The 21,677-nt window shown below is 49.0% G+C and carries 20 protein-coding genes; all 20 read left to right on the forward strand.

Features of this window, described 5'->3' with window-relative positions; translation table 11 throughout:
• The first annotated feature begins 49 nt into the window (after window positions 1–49).
• The 20 genes from RG47T_RS20685 to RG47T_RS20780 all read left to right on the forward strand — a co-directional run bounded on the left by RG47T_RS20685 (window position 50) and on the right by RG47T_RS20780 (window position 21,675).
• Complete coding sequence (locus RG47T_RS20685; RefSeq protein ID WP_074491329.1) at window positions 50–358, forward strand: DUF4134 domain-containing protein; 309 nt, start codon at window positions 50–52, stop codon at window positions 356–358.
• Complete coding sequence (locus RG47T_RS20690) at window positions 355–648, forward strand: plasmid transfer protein (protein WP_074491330.1); 294 nt, start codon at window positions 355–357, stop codon at window positions 646–648. Before RG47T_RS20685 ends, RG47T_RS20690 begins: the two co-directional genes overlap by 4 nt.
• The gene (locus tag RG47T_RS20695; RefSeq protein WP_074491331.1) at window positions 629–3,076 is read left to right on the forward strand and encodes a TraG family conjugative transposon ATPase; all 2,448 of its coding nucleotides are present in this window, start codon (window positions 629–631) and stop codon (window positions 3,074–3,076) included. Before RG47T_RS20690 ends, RG47T_RS20695 begins: the two co-directional genes overlap by 20 nt.
• Before the next feature lies 1 nt (window position 3,077).
• Window positions 3,078–3,740: a hypothetical protein gene (locus RG47T_RS20700; protein WP_074491332.1), complete on the forward strand. Its 663-nt coding sequence runs from the start codon at window positions 3,078–3,080 to the stop codon at window positions 3,738–3,740.
• Between the two features lie 64 nt (window positions 3,741–3,804).
• Window positions 3,805–4,476 (forward strand): hypothetical protein, encoded by a 672-nt coding sequence (locus tag RG47T_RS20705; protein WP_074491333.1) that lies wholly within the window; start codon window positions 3,805–3,807, stop codon window positions 4,474–4,476.
• Window positions 4,473–5,138, forward strand: coding sequence for a hypothetical protein (locus RG47T_RS20710; protein ID WP_074491334.1), 666 nt, complete (start codon window positions 4,473–4,475; stop codon window positions 5,136–5,138). Before RG47T_RS20705 ends, RG47T_RS20710 begins: the two co-directional genes overlap by 4 nt.
• Window positions 5,135–5,914 (forward strand): hypothetical protein, encoded by a 780-nt coding sequence (locus RG47T_RS20715; protein WP_074491335.1) that lies wholly within the window; start codon window positions 5,135–5,137, stop codon window positions 5,912–5,914. The genes RG47T_RS20710 and RG47T_RS20715 overlap by 4 nt, the downstream gene beginning before the upstream one ends.
• The gene (locus tag RG47T_RS20720) at window positions 5,914–7,059 is read left to right on the forward strand and encodes a TraJ family protein (protein WP_074491336.1); all 1,146 of its coding nucleotides are present in this window, start codon (window positions 5,914–5,916) and stop codon (window positions 7,057–7,059) included. Before RG47T_RS20715 ends, RG47T_RS20720 begins: the two co-directional genes overlap by 1 nt.
• Before the next feature lie 15 nt (window positions 7,060–7,074).
• The gene (gene traK / locus RG47T_RS20725; protein ID WP_074491338.1) at window positions 7,075–7,689 is read left to right on the forward strand and encodes a conjugative transposon protein TraK; all 615 of its coding nucleotides are present in this window, start codon (window positions 7,075–7,077) and stop codon (window positions 7,687–7,689) included.
• Window positions 7,667–8,113: a hypothetical protein gene (locus RG47T_RS20730; protein WP_139235715.1), complete on the forward strand. Its 447-nt coding sequence runs from the start codon at window positions 7,667–7,669 to the stop codon at window positions 8,111–8,113. The genes traK and RG47T_RS20730 overlap by 23 nt, the downstream gene beginning before the upstream one ends.
• 2 nt (window positions 8,114–8,115) lie before the next feature.
• A complete protein-coding gene (locus tag RG47T_RS20735) occupies window positions 8,116–9,282 on the forward strand; it encodes a conjugative transposon protein TraM (RefSeq protein WP_074491342.1) in 1,167 nt (388 codons plus the stop codon).
• A 1-nt stretch (window position 9,283) separates the two neighbouring features.
• Window positions 9,284–10,105 carry a DUF4138 domain-containing protein gene (locus tag RG47T_RS20740; RefSeq protein ID WP_074491344.1) on the forward strand — a complete coding sequence of 274 codons (822 nt, stop codon included), beginning with the start codon at window positions 9,284–9,286 and terminating at the stop codon, window positions 10,103–10,105.
• A gap of 27 nt (window positions 10,106–10,132) precedes the next feature.
• Window positions 10,133–10,507 carry a hypothetical protein gene (locus tag RG47T_RS20745; protein WP_074491346.1) on the forward strand — a complete coding sequence of 125 codons (375 nt, stop codon included), beginning with the start codon at window positions 10,133–10,135 and terminating at the stop codon, window positions 10,505–10,507.
• Window positions 10,497–16,016: a helicase-like domain-containing protein gene (locus RG47T_RS20750; RefSeq protein WP_074491348.1), complete on the forward strand. Its 5,520-nt coding sequence runs from the start codon at window positions 10,497–10,499 to the stop codon at window positions 16,014–16,016. Before RG47T_RS20745 ends, RG47T_RS20750 begins: the two co-directional genes overlap by 11 nt.
• 163 nt (window positions 16,017–16,179) lie before the next feature.
• Window positions 16,180–16,500 carry an RsmD family RNA methyltransferase gene (locus RG47T_RS20755; protein ID WP_245770842.1) on the forward strand — a complete coding sequence of 107 codons (321 nt, stop codon included), beginning with the start codon at window positions 16,180–16,182 and terminating at the stop codon, window positions 16,498–16,500.
• A gap of 80 nt (window positions 16,501–16,580) precedes the next feature.
• The gene (locus RG47T_RS20760) at window positions 16,581–18,599 is read left to right on the forward strand and encodes a type IV secretion system DNA-binding domain-containing protein (protein WP_074491352.1); all 2,019 of its coding nucleotides are present in this window, start codon (window positions 16,581–16,583) and stop codon (window positions 18,597–18,599) included.
• Window positions 18,596–19,039, forward strand: coding sequence for a hypothetical protein (locus tag RG47T_RS20765; protein ID WP_074491354.1), 444 nt, complete (start codon window positions 18,596–18,598; stop codon window positions 19,037–19,039). The genes RG47T_RS20760 and RG47T_RS20765 overlap by 4 nt, the downstream gene beginning before the upstream one ends.
• Window positions 19,029–19,478, forward strand: coding sequence for a M23 family metallopeptidase (locus tag RG47T_RS20770; RefSeq protein WP_074491355.1), 450 nt, complete (start codon window positions 19,029–19,031; stop codon window positions 19,476–19,478). Before RG47T_RS20765 ends, RG47T_RS20770 begins: the two co-directional genes overlap by 11 nt.
• 134 nt (window positions 19,479–19,612) lie before the next feature.
• Window positions 19,613–20,884 carry an ArdC-like ssDNA-binding domain-containing protein gene (locus RG47T_RS20775; RefSeq protein WP_074491357.1) on the forward strand — a complete coding sequence of 424 codons (1,272 nt, stop codon included), beginning with the start codon at window positions 19,613–19,615 and terminating at the stop codon, window positions 20,882–20,884.
• A complete protein-coding gene (locus RG47T_RS20780) occupies window positions 20,881–21,675 on the forward strand; it encodes a DUF4099 domain-containing protein (protein ID WP_074491359.1) in 795 nt (264 codons plus the stop codon). Before RG47T_RS20775 ends, RG47T_RS20780 begins: the two co-directional genes overlap by 4 nt.
• Window positions 21,676–21,677: the final 2 nt, after the last annotated feature.

Here is a 21,677-nt window from a genome sequence, read left to right on the forward strand (position 1 = left end):
CGCACGATCGCTTTAAGCCGGCTTCAAAAATCTCCTTTATGCTTTTTTCATGCTTAAAAACATCCAGCGCAAGCTGGCCTGGGTACTGGCGTTCATCGTCAGCCCAATTTTCGTATTTGCCCAAAGTGGCGTTAACGGGTTAACTACCGCCACATCAACCCTGAAAACCTATATCGACCCGGTAACTGATATTACCCTGGTCATCGGCGGTATCGTCGGCATCGTCGGTGGTATCCGCGTTTACTCGAAGTGGAACTCGGGTGACCAGGACATCAACAAAGAGTTGATGGGATGGGGTGGTTCCTGTTTATTTCTGGTACTCTCTTCGCTGATCATCAAAGCCTTTTTTGGTTTATGACCACGCGAAAATTCGCAATTTATAAGGGGCTCGAAAGGCCCCTTATTTACAAAGGCTTCCGCGGAAAGTTCATTTATTGGGGCATTGGCGCGGTGCTTTCCGGCCTTGTCCTGGGTTCCGTGACGATGGCCGTGATCAATATGTGGCTGGGTATGATCGTCCTGATCGGCTGCATTGCCGGTGGCCTGCTCTACATCGCCTCCCGGCAGAAAAAAGGCCTACATAATAAGACCCGGCATAAGGGAATCTATATCGTTACCCCCTTTATTTATGAACGCCAGGAAGTTTGAAACGCCGTATATCGGCGTTGACGCCGGAGAAGACTTTGATATCTTATACGGTTCCAGCGGTGAGTTTTCCGTTGTGATCGCTATGAAAAACCCGGTTGTACAATATGCTGCGGCCGCAGGGGACTATGACGAATTTCAGAACCTGCTTACCGGCATCATTAAGATACTGGGTGACGGTTACCTGCTTCAAAAGCAGGATATCCTGCACAAAACGCCCTTTGATCCGGCACCTGCCGCTGAGTACCTGCAACAAAAGTTCAATGCCCATTTCGCGGGCCGCGCCGCTTTGCGGACCGATACTTACCTGACCATTACCCGGCAGGTTAAAAAAGGCCGCTTTTATACTTATGACCCAAAACAACTGCGGGACTTCCGCACCGCCGTTCATAAGGTAACCGATGTGTTAAAGGCCGCGAAATGCGAGCCTTCCATTTTATCCGAAAAACAGATCACTGAATTGGTCCGCCGGATTCTCGCCATGCGTTTTGGAAACGGACCGTTTTCGCTTAACAATTTCAAGCCGACGGATACCGATATCCGCATGGGTGAGCGCTCGGTGCGCTGCATTCCCCTGGTAAACAGCGATAATGTTGATATGCCTGGAGAGTTGGGCACATTCACTGAACTCAACGAGAACGAGGCGGTACGCGGTTTTCCCGTGGATATGCTATCCTTCCTGTATAAAGTACCGGCTTTTGAAGCCATATTGTACAACCAGGTGATCGAGATACCCGCGCAACAGGCCACGCTCAATAAACTGGAAGTAAAGCGAAAGCGCCATTCAGGCATTCCAGACCCGGCCAACGCCCTTTGTGTAGAGGACATCGACCTGTTGTTGAAAGACGTTGCTCGCAATGGCCAGCTGCTTGTCAACGTGCATTACAGCATCATCGTTGCAGCACCGGCAACGGATATACAAAAATCGGTCAATTATGTAGAAAGCGCATTGTTTCAACTCGGTATCATTCCGAACCAGAATGCCTACAATCAACTGGAACTCTTCCGCGCCGCCATGCCGGGCAATGGAGTCGAACTAAAGAACTATGATTGGTTCCTCACGACCAGCGATGCGGCGCTCTGCCTGTTCTTTAAAGAAAGAGCTATGGAGGATGAGCCATCCTCATTTCGCATCCGCCTAACTGACCGGCAGGGTATCCCGGTGGCCATTGACCCCGCTGACCTACCCATGCGTACCGGGCGGATCAATAACCGCAACAAGTTTGTGTTAGGGCCCAGCGGATCTGGTAAGTCATTCTTTATGAATTCCTTAGTAGAGCAATACCTGCTCTTTAATATGGATGTGGTGATCGTGGACGTCGGGCATTCCTATTCCGGGTTGTGCGCCTATTACGGTGGAAAATACATTACCTGGTCGGATGAAAGGCCCATCACCATGAATCCTTTCCTGATCACCGGGGATGAGTACAACCTGGAGAAAAAAGATAACCTTGTTACGCTGATTGCCCTCCTTTGGAAAGGTGCAGGTGGTTCGGTATCCACCATTGAGCGCGATGTGCTGACTGCCACGATAAGCGTGTATTATGCGTCGGCCTTTTTAGACGGCTCAGGGGTCGATCTTTCTTTTAACAGTTTTTACGAATTCGCCCTGGAGAAAATACCGGAAATCAAAAGTGAAGAACGTATTCCCTTTGATCTTGACGAGTTCCGTTACGTGCTCAAAAAGTTCTACCGCGGCGGCGAATATGAAAGCATCCTCAATGAAACAAGTGACCAATCGCTGCTGAATGAACGCTTTGTCGTCTACGAAATTGATGCCTTACAGGACAATTTAGTACTGCTACCTATAGTTACGCTCATCATTATGGATGTGTTTATTCAGAAGATGCGCAACCGCAGGAACCAGCGCAAAGCGCTTATTCTCGAAGAAGCCTGGCGCGCATTGATGTCGCCGATCATGGCGAACTTTCTCCTTTACCTCAATAAGACGGTGCGTAAATTCTGGGGGGAGATCATCGAAGTTACGCAGGAGCTTTCCGACATCATCGGGAACCCCATCGTTAAAGACAGTATCATCAATAACTCGGATACCGTCATCCTGCTGGATCAGCGAAAGTTCCGGGATAACTATGGCGAGATCGCCAAAGTGCTTTCTATCTCAGCCACCGAACAGCGGAAAATCTTTACGATTAACCAGCTGGATAACCGCGAAAGCCGCGCCCGCTTTAACGAGGTTTATATCCGCCGCGGTTCCACCGGCGAGGTTTATGGCGTAGAAGTAAGCCGCCAGCAGTATTATGTCTACACCACCGAAAAGCCGGAGAAGAACGCTGTCCATATTTATGTGCAGCATTATGGCTCCTATCCGGCTGCGCTGGATGCATTTCTTGCCGACATCGAACGCAGCGGACTACCCGCAGGTGACTTCGTCCAGAAGATCAACCAGCAAAACAAACCTTTAATCCTTTAACATGAAGAATTTTCTGTTTTTACTATTCGCGGTACTACTATCTGTGGCATTACATGCCCAGGAGCTTGTCGTTGACCCGGTCACATCGGGTGCCATGCTTGCAAACAGTGCGGTCATCAACAACCAGCTCAATAACACCAACAATAAATTGACGGCCATTCAGACCGCGCAGCTGGCAGTGACCGGGCAGCTCACCATAGTCAATAACTTGCAAAACAAAATTTATAAAGGTTTGTCCGAAGTGGCTTCGGTTATCAATAACCTTTATTCAGTAAAAGACATTGCCGAAACGGGATCAGATATCGTCAGCGACGTGGAAAAGGCGGTTCAGACCGCACGGAGTAACCCCGTTCTGCTATTGTTTGCACAGCAGGGTGCCCAGGATTTTGAAAAACGGGCGGCAACGCTGGCGACGGATGTTTCTGCATATGTATTGAAAGGAGGCAGCGACAACCTGATGGACAGTTCCGAACGTGGCAAACTCCTGAATCATATTGTTACCGAAATGCATGTCCTGCGGGGATTGGCTTACGGAATGCAGCGGGCGATGTATTGGGCGCAATTGCGCGGAATCTGGGCATCGCTTAATCCCTGGTCGACCTGGCAGAATGAGGATGTACGCATAGCCAATTCGGTGCTAAGTGAAGCTAAATACCTGCACTGATAAATTTCGGCTATGTTTTGACCCGTAATAGGGTAATCAATTTAGTTCTTGTAATCCTTCAATCATGATAAAAAAAACTTTGCTGATGATGGCGTTTAGCCTTTTGCTTTCGGCATGGTCCTATGGTCAGGGAAAGGTGCTCGATGTCCCTGAACTTTTACAGCTTGTTTCTTATTCTAAATCTGAGCATAGCCTGCAAACAGATGCGCGGGATAAGCAGGCTGCCGTCACTTCAACGGAAACGGCCAACAAGACATTGCTTGGCAAGATCAAGGATATGTACCGCACCCTGCAGAACCGTTACTCCACGTTGGGAACGGCGATCACGGCCGCCAATGTCGGTATTGAAGCAGAGCTGATGGTTAACAGTATCATCCGCTCACAGTCACAGCTGTACCAGCTTGCTCAGAAGAACCCCGCGATCATAGCCTTGGCGTATCAGACGGAAATAGATTTTGCAGCACATTCTGAAATGCTTATCCGCTATCTCGCCGGGCTGATATTATCTATCGGGGACGTTAACCAGATGAAGGCCTCCGACCGGAAGCTGCTTTTCGATTACGTCGTTACGGAATTGAGCAACATCGAAGATATGAGTAACCGTCTGGTCCGCAATGTGCAATTCGGCACGCTTGCATCCCTGTTGCACCACCTGAATCCTTTTGACGACTTCGTTTATGAGGATCAGCATATGGTCAGCGATATTCTGAGCAATGCCAAATACCTGAAGCGATGAAAAAAACAGGCTTGTTTCTTTTTGGTTTGTGCCTGCAGCTTTCGGCTTTTTCGCAGGAAATAGTCGTTGACCCCCAGCATATAATAGCCGTTGAAGAAAATCAGGCCGTGCGCATGGCGGCCGAAGGAACGCATCAGAACTACCTTAAAAAGATCAATGACAATGTTAATACCGTCAATACCAACGTCTCATCCGTGGTAGCCGCGCAGACGCTGATCTATAATTCGCTGGCTAATGTAAACTCGGCTTTAAAGGATGGCCTGATGGTCAAACAGATATCCCGCACCACGGCCGACATCATTTATTACCTGAATGAAAGCCTTACACTGGCGAAGGATGACCCGTTACTCTTGTTGGTCACCACCAAAATTCAAAATGAGTTTGGGCCTAAGGCTACCGCAATGGTGAGCGACATATCAGGCTTCATCCTCAAGTCGGACGGAAACATGCTGGCAGATTACAATGGCCGCGATCAGTTGCTGCGCAAAGTCGTTCAGCAACTCCAGATAATGGACGGTATGGCCTATGGCACCTGGAAAGCGATGTACTGGGCGAAGGAGCGCGGCGTGCTTAAAACGCTTAACCCCTTCGCCGGCTACATCAATAAGGATCGCGCTTTTGCAGCGCAGATCATTCAAAACGCAAAATTTTTAAACAAATGAGATTCTTAATATTAATGATCCTGTTTCCGCTATTCGCCTTGCGCGCCTGCGCACAACGGGATGTCGCTGACCAAAGTGTCCGCTACCAGGAAGAACGAATGGTTTACCTGCAATGGGACCAGAATAAGTTCACGCCGACTTCAGGCTTTCTTGGCCTCAACCCATATTACTGGCTCACCTGGGGGCTATTCGAACCGAATTACCATAAAACCGACCTTCGTCCGCTTTCGGCAACCGGCCCGCAAACCCAGCGCCTGGCGCTGGTCGGCACCATGAATTCGGTAGATAACAGCTATAAGCTGAATGCCGATACTGTCAGGAACACCGCTTTAACCTCGATAGCCGAACAATCCGGATTACTGTCGGATGCAGACCCTTTATGGCTGCTGTACTATAGCCAGGCATTGGCACCTGTGTTGAATTATTCAGACGCTTCGATACTTGCACCACTAACGGCACAAGTGCGAAACGCCGTTATTTCCGAAGGTCTCTTGCCCTGGTACGAGAATGAATTGGCTATGTTGAAAGAGCGCATTAACGCCGCACGGTCGACGGATATGGACAGGGGTTCACGCATTATGGCCTATTATCGGTATCTCAAAGAGTACCGGACACTCGCGGCAACCTGGGCGACCCGTGTCGCTACAGCGCAGAAAAATATCACTATGGTCAAACAGCAAACTATGGCCAAAGGCAGTCCTGTCATTACTTCCGGCTGGACACCGGATACAGATGTACAGCTGGCCAGGCAAGTTTTAGCAAATAAAAAATACTGATGAAAAAGAAACTCTTAATGATTCTTATCCTCTGCACGGTAAGCTTTTGCTGCTTTGCGCAGGATAGCAGCTATGAAAAATCGCTGGAATTCCTTCAGGGCGATGGGGTTTATGAAACAGGCATGATGACCTTTTTGACCGGCCTGAAAGATTCGATCTGGTCTAACTTTGATCTGTTTATTACTGACGCGAAGGCGCTTGCTGCAATCTTCATGATCATTTTTTTTGCGGTCAAGAGCTATGAAATGATGGCGGGTGACAAAAAACTGGAAGTCATGCCGCTGTTGAGGCCCTTTGGCCTGGCAATGGTGATCCTTTGGTGGGGTGGTTTCACCAAAATGGTGGCTTTCCCAACCGACCTGGTGGCTAACGAAACCCAGCAGATGTTCGCTTCAGAACAGGACAACGTGAACCAGCTTCGTTTTCAGCGGGCTGACCTGATGAAACAGGTTGCCGATTCCTTGTATACCTTTCAGGCACAGACCGAAGTCGCCGCAAAAGAATCGGACACCTGGTACGGCCAGGCCTGGGATGCGGTGACTTCAACTGTTAAGGAAGGAATCTCTACGGTGGTCGCCCCCCTGATGGAATTGAAGGCTCGGCTGCAGATCAGCATTCAGTTGCTGATGACCCAGATACTGGAACTGGCAGGCCTTTGGATACTCCGCATCGCCACTTATATCATCTTTATGATACAGATCATTTATTCAAGTATCCTCATTATACTCGGGCCTTTTGCCGTCGCGGTTAGTATCCTGCCTGCCTTTCGGGATAGCTTTTCCACTTGGGTTGCCCGTTTTGTATCAGTAAACCTATATACCGGTATAGCTTACCTGATCATGTACCTCTGCGCGCTGATGCAGAAATATGCGCTATCTTCCGAGATCAGCAAGTATCAGGAACTTCTTCGGCCAGGTGCCAGTGGCCTGATGGAAAAGTTCGCGATATTCTCTGGCAATGGTATATTATCTTTCGGTGAAGTGATCGTTGTTTTTTTTATCGGTGCCGTTTGTATGTTCACGGTGCCATCAATCTCAACCTGGATCATTTCCACGTCAGGGATTTCCTCAGCTTCCTCAGCATTTGGCCGCAATGCCTCCATGGTGGTCATGGCCGCCCGCAAAGCCGGCGGCGCCGTGCTGTAAAATTCATTCCTATTTATGCTAATCAAAAATATCGAAGCCAAAATCCGGCTTGCGACGGTCATTGCTATGGGCAGCTTAGTTTCTTCGGTCATCATTTGCGGCATTGTATCTGTATTCGCCTTCAAGCAGGTTGCGAACGCCCGCCAAAGCGTTTACATCCTGGATAACAATGTGCCAATACTGGCTAAGCAAACCGATATGCAGGTTAATCGCCCGGCAGAGTACCGCGCGCATGTCGACCTGTTTCATACTTTGTTCTTCTCGTTGACGCCTGATGATAAATACATCGAATACCAGCTTAAAAAAGCGATGTACCTGATCGATGAATCCGGCGCAAGGGAATACGACGACCTCAAGGAGAAAGGGTTTTTTACATCCATTTTATCCTCCAGTTCCGTGCTTACGCTGCAAACGGATTCCATATTGCTGGATGTGCCGCGCCATTATTTCCGCTATTACGGTAAATTAAAAATTGACCGGCGCAGCTCGACGCTGACGCGATCCCTCGTAACAGAAGGTTACCTAAAGGATATCCCGCGCAGCGATAACAACCCCCACGGTGTCCTCATCACCGGATGGAAGACCCTGGAAAATAAAGACCTCTCCGATGTTCAAAAGAATTCATTCTAACCGCGACCCTGACGCTACCCTTTCGAAAGAATTATACAGGGAGTTCAGGGCGTATTTTGAAAAGGCAGGGTCAAAGTTCGGGACAATATGTCTGTACCATCCCAGGATGATCTTTTACATGATGGTGGGACTTTTACTCTTTTCGGGCGTGATCTCGTTCACCGTTTTTCGCCATCCGGTAAAAAGTTCGGCTGCCCATCCTGCGATGCAGGACCAGCAGCCGAACAACGTAAAAAGCCCGCATCCGCTGGATGCCGGCTTTGCCAGGATATTGGAAACAGGATCTGACCTGAAGCGAACCCTGGATCTTAAAGAACGGGTGGAAACTACCTTAGCGAAAGGCCGCCTTACGCATGCAGACAGCATTTGGCTGGAACATGCATTGGACTCCCTGCAACACTTGCAACACAAAATTCAACATTAATTATGAAGATCAACTTCAAACAACCGCGCTATATCCTGCCGTTGATACTGCTACCCTTTTTATGCCTTTTCTTTTATGTGTACCACGGAAAAGCTAAAGATAAAGGGCCGGTAAAGCAAACCGCAGCTATACAAAGCGATGTGGGCAACGTTTCAGCCCACGTCAAAAAAACTGCCCTCTCCGATAAGCTGGATGCTTTCCGTAACACTTACAAAGAGAGCGACGGTCTTACCGCCGTAGCACCTGTCACCACCGACGAAGCTTCAGCTACCAAACTAACCGGCAATTATTCTGACCGGCAACGGGCGCAAATGGATTCCATTGACCGTGCCATGAAAGCGCGTTTCAGTTCCGGAATGACAGCACCGGTTACTAAACAGGGCGCGACCGCGCAGGACAGGCAAGTGACTGCAGCCCTCAATGCGCTTGCCGCGCAAAGGAAAGCTCGGGGCTCTTTAGGCAGCCCGTCCAGCAATGCTCCGGCTGATAAAGACCCTATGGCAGTGTTCAAACAGCAAATGGCTTATGTGGACAGTATGCAAAAAGCGAATGACCCGGCGTTGAAAGCCGAGCATCAAAAGCAATTGGAGAAAGCCAGGGCGTTGGCAGGGCAGCCGGCGACACTGGAAGTTCATAAAGCGGCTGGCGGCAGCGCGGAATTCAATACGATCCGCCCGGAAACGCATAGCGAACTAATCTCCGCCATGATAGACGAGGAAATTATTGCTTACGCCGGTTCTCGCATCAGGCTGCGCCTGCTCGAAGATATCTGGGCAGGCAAAAACCTGATCCCAAAAGGTACTACCCTTTACGGGCTGGTGAACAGCTTTACACAGCAGCGGGTCACCTTCGTGATTAGTACAGTAATGTCCGGAGGTCAGATCCTGCCCGTCAAACTTTCGGTTTACGACCAGGACGGAATTCCCGGTCTGTATGTCCCAGCCTCTGCGTTCCGGGATTTCACCAAAGACCTGAGCGGTAATACCATGCAGGGCGTGAGCATTGAATCCGGGAGCGCCGGAAACCAGTTGCTCATGAGTTCCATGGATAAAGTGTTTCAATCCACTTCCTCAGCTATTGCGGGTGCTATCCGCAAGAACAAAGCAAAGATCAAATACGGCACCTATGTGTACCTGGTCGATCCACAAACCATTCAAAACAACCATTAACATGAAAAAATATTTGTTATTGCTGACCGCAATCATTGCGGTAGCGGGGCAATGCTTTGCCCAATTGAATAAGCGCGACCTTCCGGTCGTTTATCTTCCCGACAACGTCTCCGTTCATTTCGTTTCCCCCGGGCCCATTCGTTTCGTGGATATATCGGTCAAAGACATTTCCGGTGATCTTCCGGTACCCAATGTTTTGCGTATCCATGTCCGGGATTCACTTAGGCGTTTCAACGATGCCGTGGTTACGATAACCGGTGAAAAGTTCATTGCACAATACCGGGTGGTTCCCTGCCGGGATGACCGCGATGGCACCGTACAAACGGAAATAGCTATTGAACCATCGGACTGCCGCCCGCTGGACAATCCGGAAATCGGCCTTTCACAACTGGAACTCAAAGCAAATGCCCTGCGGCTTTTGGCGATTCGTCCGGGTAATCCCATCGAGGATGCCAAAGCCTTCGGTATGCAGGGCTACTTGTATCATATTTATACGCTTGGCGATTATATATTTTTGGATATAGGATTTCACAACAAAACCAAGCTGCCTTATGCCATTGATCAGCTTCATTTCAGCATTGAAGATAAAAAAGTCACGAAAGCGAGCACGGTCCAATCCGTGGTTGTGACGCCCTTGTTCATCCTGCAGGATATCCCTGCATTCGACAAATATTACCGGAACATATTCGTGTTTAAAAAACTGACCTTCCCCGGCAACAAGGTATTTAGTATCGGGCTCAGTGAAAAGCAGTTATCAGGTCGTATCCTTACCCTAAAGGCCAATTACCAAGATCTTCTACGTGCCGACGTCTTACCGAAATAGGCGGCCCGTCTTAATTTATTCAAGCATATGGCAGAAACCATTAATCGCCTGGCCAATGCGCTGGTGCGGCTTGACCCTGCCTTGTATATCCGACTGCAGGATGAGCATGAACTGGAAGACTACTTAACAGGATTCGAGGACATAGAAAGCCTCGTCAGCGGTTTGCCGCCTTCAGCGCACGACTTTCTGGAAGATGTGCTGGAGCAGGATTTTCGCAGTCATTGGCTGCTTTTTCACGAAGCCGGCATTATCCGTTATGAAATGCAGAATATCTGTTCAGCTTGCGAAGCAACCTTGCAGGAGTTCGGCTGGCCGGAAGCAGACGACAGCAGCTTACTGTACTATGCGGTCATCACCGCGATAGACGACTACCTACAGGAAGGAGGTAAAAATGGCCTATAATCCCCGTGAAAAACTGGCAGCCAATATCAATGCGCTCCGCGTTGCGCTGGATTGGGACGGCAAGCGCAAACTAACCGAACCCGAACTTTCATCTCTTAAAGCGTATTCAGGTTTCGGCGGACTGAAGGCCGTCTACTATCCGGCAGGCGATCGCGACGAATGGGTGAAGCAAAATGCCTCCCAGGCTGACCTCCGTTTGTACCCCCAGGTCATGGACCTGCATAGCTTGTTGAAGGAAAAATTAAGTGCTTACGCATACAAGCGCGCCTTGGATGACTTGCAGGACAGTGCGCTAACTGCCTATTACACCCCTGACCTAATACCCCGTGCTATTTATACCGTGCTGGGTGATCATGGGTTGTTACCGAAACACTTATATGAACCGAGCGCAGGGGCCGGTATATTTATTACAGAGGCTGCCCGACTTTTGCCGGAACTGCAAAACGTCATGGCCATAGAAAAGGACATGCTGACAGGCAAGATCCTTGCCGCCATATGTGCTGACATGCCGGTACCCGCCGAAGTACAGGTAAAAGGCTTTGAAGAAACGGAAGCCACGGAGAAGGGCCGCTATGACCTGATCGCCTCTAACATCCCATTTGGAAATATTTCGGTTTTTGACCCGGCCTACCGGAACAACAGCATCACCGACCGCATCCACAACTATTTTTTTGCAAAGGGACTGGACAAGATCGGGCATGGCGGCATCCTGGCCTTTTTAACGACCGATGCGTTCCTGAACACACCGGGCAACGATATGGCCCGTAAGCACCTGTTTACCTCGGCTGATTTTATCAGCCTGCTGATACTGCCGGATAACCTGATGAAGGATAATGCCAATGTGGAGGCCCCGACGCACCTGTTATTGGTACAGAAGAACGACCATAAAAAAAGTTTTTCCGAAGCGGAAGAATCGCTGCTGGCGACGGTCGAGCAGACCGGTGAAAATGGCACCTATCCGCTCAACGCTTACGTGCACAGGCATCACGAACTGATCATGGCGGACGAAGTTATTGAAGGTCATAACCAGTACGGTAAACCGGCACGCGTTATCTGGCATAATGGCGACATGGAAACCTTGTTTCCGGCGATGGTCGAACAACTGGCCAATGATCTGGATGCCCGCTTTGACCGGGCCCGCTTTGAAACATTGCAACAGCAACTGGCCTTTGAAACAGGTGAATTGGAACGTCGCAACGAAGCAGTAAAGACGGATGCCAAAAAGCTCACCTTCCTGAACATTCCGCTGCCAAAGGAAACTAAAGTGGTGGCTCAATTGGGACTTTTCGACACCGCCCCGCAACCCGCCGGGAAAGCGCAGGCCTATTTGTCCGATATGGACAATGCAGCTGTCGACGCTTCATCCGCACGTATGATCAGCACCATCAGAACAACGGAGCGACCTGATCATGACAGCGTGGTATTGCTGACCGCCCGGGCAAAATCTTCCGGGCGTTACCTGTATAAACTTTATGCCAATGTCGCGGAGTTAAAGGTATCGGCCAAATGGCTGACGGGAAATGTGCTTTCCGATGAACTTAAAGCGCTTTCTGCAAAATTAAAGGGTTTCGGGCATGACTACGTTTATGAAGGCGACAAAAGTTTGGAACCAGCCTTTGGTCTGGTACCTGAAGGGCCTAAAGGATTCCGTAACCTTAAACCGTTTTACGTTAAAGATACGCTGGTCGTTCATGGCGACAAGGCGGGCCTGATCGGCACGCCAGGTGAAACGGAAGCTGAATTTTTTCCTTTCGAGGAACAGGATCAGCGCGCCTTTTACAAAGCCTATATCCAGGTTAGGGATGCCTATGTAGCGTTATTCAATACCGAATCGGAAACGCTGACCGAGCAGCCCGCTTTACGGGCAACACTCAACCAGCATTACCAGGCATTTACGGAAACTTATGGCGAGCTAAACAGGACCTTTAACCGGTCCCGGATGCTGAACGATCCTGCCTTTGGCTTCACTGTACTTTATTCACTGGAAAAAAAAGAGGAAGGCCGCTTTGTTAAAGCGGATATTCTTAATGGGCCGGTATTTCCGAGACGGGAAGCCTTAAAGACGGATGATCCGGCGGAGGCACTTGCGCGCTGCCTGAACGATAAAGGATTTGTTGACCTTAATTATATTTCCGGGGTAACTGGCCTTTCCGAACAGGAGGTTATTGTCAACCTGGAAAAACAGATCATTTTTAATCCGTCAGTGCAGGATTGGGAAACCACCGACCGTTACCTGTCAGGCAATGTCGTTCAAAAACTGGCCGAGGCCGAAGTTGCTCTTAAGGAGAACCCCGACCATTTGCAGATCGCCCGCAGCCTGGCGGCTATCCAGCGTGCGCAGCCTGAAGCTATACCCTACGAATTATTGGAGCTGGACTTCAACCTGGGCGAACGCTGGATACCGACCGATTATTACCAGCGTTTTGCAACCCGGCTTTTTGAATTAAATACGCAGGTAGAGTATTTTCCTTCTGCCGATACTTTTAAAGTTGGTTATTCAGGCGGGAACGCAATCACAGACAGTGAGTTTGCGGTACTGCCGAAATCAGGGCAGAAAATGAAAGGGCATACGCTCCTGGAACACGCGCTTGAAAACACCAACCCTTTCTTTACCTATAAAGTGAAGCGAGACGGTGAGGATGTACGGATACCGGATAATGAAGCTACCCAGGCTGCCCACCAAAAGATAGAAACGATCCGCGAGCGCTTTGTCGCCTGGCTAAAGGAACTGTCTGCCGAAGAAAAGTTGTTCCTGGAAAAACGCTACAACGCCATCTTTAATTGTTACGCGCTACGCGAATACAATGGCAGCCACCTCACTTTCCCAGGTCTTGATCTCAAGGGTGCAGGTGTTCCGGCACTATACGATTCACAGCGCAATGCGGCTTGGCGAATTATCCAGAACCGGGGCGCATGGATTGACCATGAAGTGGGTTTGGGCAAAACGCTGACTATGATCGTCGCGGCCATAGAAATGAAGCGGCTGGGTATCGTTGCCAAGCCGTCTATTCTGGCGCTGAAAGCTAATGTAATCCAGATCGCTGATACTTTTCGGCGCGCCTATCCGAATGCGAAAATTCTGGCACCAACGGAAGATGATTTTGCACCCGGTAAACGTCAGCAGTTATTCCTCCAGATCAAAAATAATAATTGGGACTGCGTGATTATGACGCACGAACAGTTCGGCAAAATACCGCAGGACCCTGAAATCCAGCGGGAGATCCTGCAAGAGGAAATGGACAATGTGGTTCGTGACCTGCAGACCCTGGAAAACCTGGGCGCGCAGATTACCCGCAAAATGCTGAAGGGCCTTCGGGTGCGCCAAGCCAATTTGCGGGCGGCATTGGCGCAGGTAGTTTTTGATATCGAAAACAGGAAGGACAGCGGTGTCACCTTCCAGGGAATGGGGATCGATCACTTATTTGTAGACGAAAGCCATAAGTTCAAGAACCTCACCTTTACCACCCGCCACAACCGGGTGGCAGGTTTGGGTAATCCCCAAGGCAGCCAACGAGCACTCAATATGCTTTTCGCGGTACGTTCTTTACAGAAGAAGTTTGATGCCGATCTGTGTGTCACTTTCTTATCCGGAACGCCGATTTCCAACAGTCTAACGGAGATGTACCTGATATTCAAATACCTGCGGCCGCGAGAGCTGGAAAGACAGCAGATCGAAAATTTCGACGGCTGGGCAGCGGTATACGCCCGCAAAACGGTGGACTTTGAGTTTTCCGTCACTAACGAGATTATCCAGAAAGAAAGGTTCCGTCATTTTGTAAAGGTGCCTGAACTGGCACTCTTTTACAACGAGATCACCGATTATAAGACTGCCGAGCAAATCAACCTGGATAAGCCGGAACTCGACGAACATTTGGTGAACATCAAGCCAACACCGGAGCAAGAGGATTTTATCCGCCGCCTGATGGAATTTGCCAGCACCGGCGATGCCACGTTGATAGGGCGGGAACCACTCACCGAAGATGAAGATAAGGCCAGGATGCTGATCGCCACCAATTACGCCAAGAAGATGGCGACTGATATGCGCCTGATCGATTCGGATCTTTACAGCGACCACCCGGACAATAAGGTCAACACCTGTGCGCGGAAAGTGGCCGAATTTTATGAATTAAGCAACGAACACCGGGGAACGCAATTGGTATTTTGCGATATCGGCACACCCAAAAGTGATGAGTTTAACATTTACGATGCGCTGAAAGAGAAGCTGATAAGGGATTTTGCTATTCCTGCCGGTCAAATTTCCTTTATCCACGACTGGCCGGATAAAAAACGGCCGGAAATGTTTCGCCTCATGAACGCAGGCTATATCCGTATCATGCTTGGCAGTACTGAAAAGCTGGGAACCGGAACCAACGTGCAGGAACGTGGCGTAGCCCTTCATGACCTCGATATTCCATGGCGGCCTTCAGACCTGAACCAGCGCGGCGGCAGGTTCAGCCGAAAGGGCAACTGGTTGGCAAAAGCGCATTTTGATAACAAAGTACCCCGGTTCGTATATGCCACCGAAAAATCACTGGACAATTACAAGTTTAACCTGTTACAAACCAAGCAACGGTTTATTGACCAGATCAAGAGCAGCCAGTTAGGCGTACGTTCTATCGATGAGGGTGCTTTTGATGAACAAGGTGGAATGGGGTTTGCGGAATACATCGCCATTCTTTCAGGCGATACATCATTGCTGGAGAAAACACGTGTCGATAAAAAGATAGCCGTTTTGGAAGGCTCGCGATCATCGCATTATAAGGAAGTTTCACGGGCGCGCGTTCGCCTCGATGTTGTTGAACAAGAACGTACTAAAACCCTGGTTACCCTGGAAAAGCTCGCTTTGGATGAAGGCGGTTATAAAGCATTGCTTACCCATGACGAGGAGGGGACGAAACATAACCCTATCCGTATCACCGGTTTGCAATCGGCAGATCCGGAAGCCATCGGCAGGCATATCATCGATCTATACCGTAATTGGAAACCCGCAAAAGGAGAACCTGAGGATCAACAGATTGGAACGCTCTATGGGTTCGACCTGTATATCCGCCAGCAGCGCGAAGGTATTGAAACCAACGGGCTGATGGAGTACAAGTATTCCAACTCCCTGTATGCCGAAGGCCCAAAGTCGGGTATTAAATACCTGTATAATGGCGGCCTGCCAAACGTGGACAATCCCAAACTCGCGGCCCGGTATTTTATCAGCGCAATCGACCGCGTGGTGCCTCTGAAAGAGAAATACGAAAAAGAAGTGGCTACCCATGATAAAGAGATTCCTGTCTTAAAAGGAATCATGGCCAGGGAGTTTGACAAGGAACAGGAATTGGCCGACCTGAAAGCAGATGCAGCCAGGCTCCAGGTTAAAATTGCAGGTACTATCCGCGACAACCAACTGAGGGTCGTAGAGGGAACTGAAAACGATGAAATCGCAGAGATTCAGGATGAGGATAATATCCTTTCATTGGATAACGAACAAGATGACGAGCCCCGCCGGGCTATTGGGAGGTAAAATGATCTTAGAACATTACCGGTGCCCCTTGCACCGATATACCTTTTCCATAACTCCCGTCCGCTTATGGGTGGAAGCGCAATGCGAAGGGCGCGTACTCAATTTGTTCTCCGGGCCAACACTGTTGCAAGTGGATGAAATTCGCAACGATATGGATCCGGCTATGCCGGCGGATTATCATTTGGATGCGGTAGCTTTTCTGGAAAACTGGCAGGGCGAACCTTTTGGAACTATCCTGCTTGATCCACCTTACGCATTAAGAAAGAGCATGGAGCTTTATAAAGGCATCATATGCAGTCCATTCCGGAGAATTAAAGATGTAATACCCGGATGCCTGAAGCCGGGTGGCCTGGTAATCACTTTTGGTTATCATTCTGTTGTCATGGGCCGCAACCGGTCTTTCCAGGTTGAAAAGGTGGCGATGTTCAGCCACGGCGGTGCCATCCATGACACGATTGCCAGCGTGGAAAGGTTCGTTAAATAATGCCTTTCCACAGCGGTATCCTCAATTAGGACGAGGTAAACGGCTGAAGTTTACCACCCCATGAAATCAATCAATTCCTTATGGAAGAAACACACGAGCAGCAGAAGCTACACGGTTTCCTGCAATGTTTAATCTATGTGTCAGTCGCACTTGAAGCGGCCATATTTATCTATATCCGGGCACCGATCTGGGGGATTTTTCACCACGCGCTATTCCGGATCAGCCTGCTGCCATTTTATGCAAACCTTGTTTATAGTAAGCTGGCGACTTTGGGCCTGATCTGCCTGGTCAGTATCGGAACGCTTGCCAAAAAAGAGGTGGACCTCCAACCTAAAAAACACATCGTTTACCCGCTCACATTAGGGCTGCTCTTATTTTTTGGCAGCCTTTTTTGTTACGGCCGCGACGGGCCTATTCTTTTCGCCTATACACGCTGGTGGGACCTGGTTTATATGTTACTGTCAATCAGCGGTGCATTGCTTACCAGCATCGCGATGGATAACATCTCCAAACTTATACGATCCGGTTTAGGAAAGGACGTCTGGAACGTAGAAGGCGAAAGCTTCCAACAACCCGAAAAACTGATAACCACAGACTATTCGGTCAATATCCCGATGCTTTTTTATTATAAAAGAAAGGTAAGAAATGGCTGGATCAACCTGACGAACCCCTTTCGCGCAACGCTTTTGATCGGTACTCCTGGCTCTGGTAAATCCTTCTCCATTGTCAATCCTTTTATCCGGCAACTCATCGCCAAAGGATTTTGTTTGGCGCTTTATGATTTTAAGTTTCCTGACCTCGGGCAGATCGCTTACTACCATTACCTGCTCGCCAAGCAGCAGGGCAAACTTCCAGGCTATGATTTTCATGTCGTAAACCTCAACGAAGTGGAAAAAAGCCGGCGCATCAACCCCTGGAAACGCGAGTATATCAGGACGCTGGCTGATGCAGGTGAAACGGCGGAAGCATTGGTCGAGGCCATGAAAAAAGGCGACAAATCAGGCGGATCAGATCAGTTCTTTACGCAATCTGCGATCAACTTTCTATCTGCCTGCATTTATTTCATGAGCCGTTATGAGGATGGTAAATACTCATCATTCCCGCATGTCCTGGCTTTACTTAACCGCAGCTACGAGGAAATATTCCAGACCCTTTTTAAACAAACGGAACTCGCTTCCCTTTTATCGCCCTTTGTTTCTGCCTTTAAGAACAAGGCCTTTGACCAGTTAGAAGGTCAGGTGGGTACACTGAAGATTTTTTTATCGCGCCTGGCAACCAAAGAAACTTATTGGGTCTTCTCGGGAGACGATTTCGACCTGAAGATATCCGACAAGGAAAACCCGGCCATGCTGGTTCTGGCCAACGACCCGGCTACGCAAAATATCAATTCTGCCTGCTATTCGGTCATTATTAACCGGCTGACTAAACTGATTAACAGTAAGGGAAATAAGCCTTCGGCACTGATCATCGACGAATTGCCGACCCTGTTTGTACACAAGATAGAAAACCTGATTGCAACGGCACGTTCTAATAAAGTCGCGGTTCTCATGGGTTTACAGGAATTGCCGCAGTTTCAGCAGCAATATGGTAAAGATACCGCCGCCACTATTACCTCGGTGACCGGAAATGTCCTGTCAGGCTCTGTACGCAGCAAGGAAACCCTGGATTGGCTGGAAAAACTTTTGGGCCGGAATAAACAGATCAGCGAAGGCCTTTCGATTGACCGTAACAAAACTTCCACTTCGCTCAATGAGAAATTGGAAACCCTTGTGCCGGCCGGTAAAATCGCTACACTAAATGCCGGAGAACTGGTGGGCGTGATCGCCACTGATGCTAAAGAGGGATATACCGGGCAATATGAGTCCTCTGCCATTAATTGCAAGGTCAACCTTGACCTTGATGAACTTAAAAAAGAAGAATCGGGATATAAGCCGCTGCCTGTCTACTACAATTTTGGGGACAACACAGAAACCGTACTCACTGAAAACTTCAAGCGGATCAACAAGGAGATCACTGCCATCGTCCAAAAACATCAGCCACCCAAAGTGGACACACCTAAAGCCGCTATGAAAGAGCAATTAAAAAATAACAGAAAATGAATCAATCAGATGACTTAACCGGCACCCTGGTGCTGGTACATCCCGAACTGTCGGAAGACCCGGTTAATAAACAGGGGCAAATGGGTATGATCATGTTCGCCGAACCGGAGAAAGACGATATATACGTCACTTTCGGCAAAAATGAGCGGGCGCTTTATAGCAGCGACGCTTTGTTGGTTTTTAAAAAGCCCGGTGAAATCTATAAAGGGCTTATGACTGACACCAAAAACCTCTCCATTCCGGACTTTAAAGCCCTCCACCGGATCGGTATGCTCCTGGATAACGGCACATCCAAAGGTGCAAAAGATGCTATGCAGCTGGCCATGGAAAATCCTGGTGTACATAGCCGCGCCATGGAAACCTTGCAAAGCAAACTTGGCCTGGATGTCCATATTGTAGCTGAACAGGAACAGTTGAATACGCAAAGTTATGGCCGTTAAACTCTGGGGGATCTTATTGCTATGCAGCTTACCATTGAGGCAAATCCACCTGACTTCGTCATTCGGTTACCGGTGGCACCCCATCTATCATCGTATTAAGCTACATGCGGGTATCGATATTGCCGCCCACCGTGACACCGTATTTTCCATTCTTGATGGCGTTGTGCAAAGTTGCAGGTACAGTAGAACCCTTGGGTTATTTGTACGTATCGATCATGGCAGTTCACTGAATAGCCTTTACGGCCATTTATCTCAATGGCTCGTGCTTCCCGGCGACACGGTCAGTGCGGGCGAACCAATCGGCATAACCGGCGCGACAGGAATTGTTACCGGGGAGCATCTGCACTTCGCAGTTACCTATGGAAACAGCTGGCTGAACCCGTTGAAATTCCTTTATCATACGATCTACCAAATCCCTGCCTATATAAACATCGAATGAGGTGCGGCACTTTATCACTGTAGAGCACATTAATAAATCTATGTTCTCAAAGATCGGCCATAGGCCTGGTCAACTATTGTCGCACAAGTTGCTTGTGCGAACAATTCATTTACAAACAATCAATTATTTAAGTAATGAGTAAACAATCAAATCAACAGATTGCAGACCGCCTGATCGAAAAAATGAACGACAGGCAAAGTCCTTTCGATCTTCCCGGCACTGCGATGCCGGTAAATCCCACCACTGGCAAAGCCTATCGTGGGATGAACGCCATTTGGCTCGCCATGCAAGACCAGCAGGACCCGCGCTGGATGACCCTGAAACAGGCATCAAACAAAAATGGCTGGAAAGTACAAACCGGTTCCAAAGGAACTTTGATCAGCTTCCTGAAAACCACCGACCGCGTGCAGCTTTTAAACGAGGACGGCCGGCCGCAACTCAACAGTCGCCGCAATCCCAAAACAGAGCTGATCAAGTTGGCCAATCCTGTGGAAACGGACGCATATGTATTCAACGCGAGCCAGATCGAAGGTATTCCTTCATTAAAAGATTACGAAGAACGAAGGAATGCGTCAAAACCTGAACCCGCCGAAGCCTTAGCCAAGCTGGTAGAGCTGACCAATGCAAAAGTGGAAGCTACCACCGGGGAACCGGGTTACGACCCATCAGACCGCATTATTTATATGCCGGAGCCGGATACTTTTGGCACCCCGCAGGAATACCAGGCTGCCTTGTTGTATGAAGTCGTGAAATTCGCAGGACACGATAAGGGCCTTTATGATCCGATGGATGTCTCTACATCAGCACAGGCGCGCCCCGCACTGGCAGCCTTATTTATCGGTAACGAGATCGGTGTCAAGGCACAATTGGCACCGCAAATGAACTATGAAGACGTTTACCTGACGGCGGGGGCCGCCCCTGATGAACTGGAAGCTGCAGCAAACGATGCGCAATACACTACGGATTATTTGCATGGCCTTATCAATTCGCGCGAACAGCGTCAGGCCGCAAGGCAGGATCGTATCCTGATCGTAGGCGATGTGATCGACTACAATGAAAAGCAATACGAGGTAATGGGCAAACTGCGCGGAAAGGACTTGCAGGTCATGGATAAATCTACCGGCAACCGTTTCAAAGCCAGCCCCGGAGATGGCATTTATGCTTCACTGTTAAGCGCTAAAACAGAAGTACTTAAACAACAACGGACAGTTGATAATCCGGCTGTTCTGGAACAGGGTTTTGACCAGGAAGAAGAAAGGGACAACAGCATGGAACACGAATATGCCGACGAGTTGGAACATGAAGAAGATAATGCCCTAAATTTCAGCGAGGAACAGGAAGATGTGCCCATACTGGATCTGACGGAAGAAGCCGGCGAAAATAAAAAATCAGGGAGAAAAAGATGAACGACCAAATCTTTAAAGAAGCAGAATTGCCATTCCATGACCTGGGATTAGTTGGATTAATATCGGGTGATCGCGTTCTGTTGGAAGAAGCTGACCTGAAAGCCTTGTTATCTGGCCGCCGTACCCAGTTAATCCAATTGGAAAACCTGGAATTCGCGGGTATAAAGATCGCTTCACTGAAAGCCAAACTTTCGCTGGTTACCGGCGCAGATGGTAAACCGGAATTACTGGTTCATCCGACCTACCTGCGTAGCACAGCACCGACATACCTGACGGAGGAGGAATCCTGGGCACTGGAAACCGGCGACGAATTAAGCCTGGAAAAGGATATAATAGACGCAAACGGTCAGAAAAAACGGGTATTAATAGAATTCGACCGGGAAACCAATCAATTTTTGGAAACCGACGAAGAAAAAGTTGAGGCTCCGGATGAAATTAACGGATATCCGCTTACCCCGGATCAGAAAGCGAAATACAAACGCGGCCAGGAAGTAGAAGTGCCCGATGGCACTAAGGTGAAATACACGGCCACTACCCGGGAAGGGATACGTGCCAACCGGATTGCGCTGATCGCCTCTATCGTATTTGACGGTGGTATTACATACCTTTTATTCCATGGCATCAAAGCCCTCATTGGCCAGAAACATGATGCGGCATCCACGGAACAAAGCCAGGGTTACAAGGACACTGTTGAACAAATGAAAAAGGCGCAGGAAAAAGAACCGGCACCTGAACTGGATCTTTCAGGGGAAGAAAACGACCGTGATTATAAACGGCGCTCAACCCGCTAAAT

The sequence above is a fragment of the Mucilaginibacter polytrichastri genome, assembly GCF_001911425.1.
In the GTDB taxonomy this organism is placed as follows: domain Bacteria; phylum Bacteroidota; class Bacteroidia; order Sphingobacteriales; family Sphingobacteriaceae; genus Mucilaginibacter; species Mucilaginibacter polytrichastri.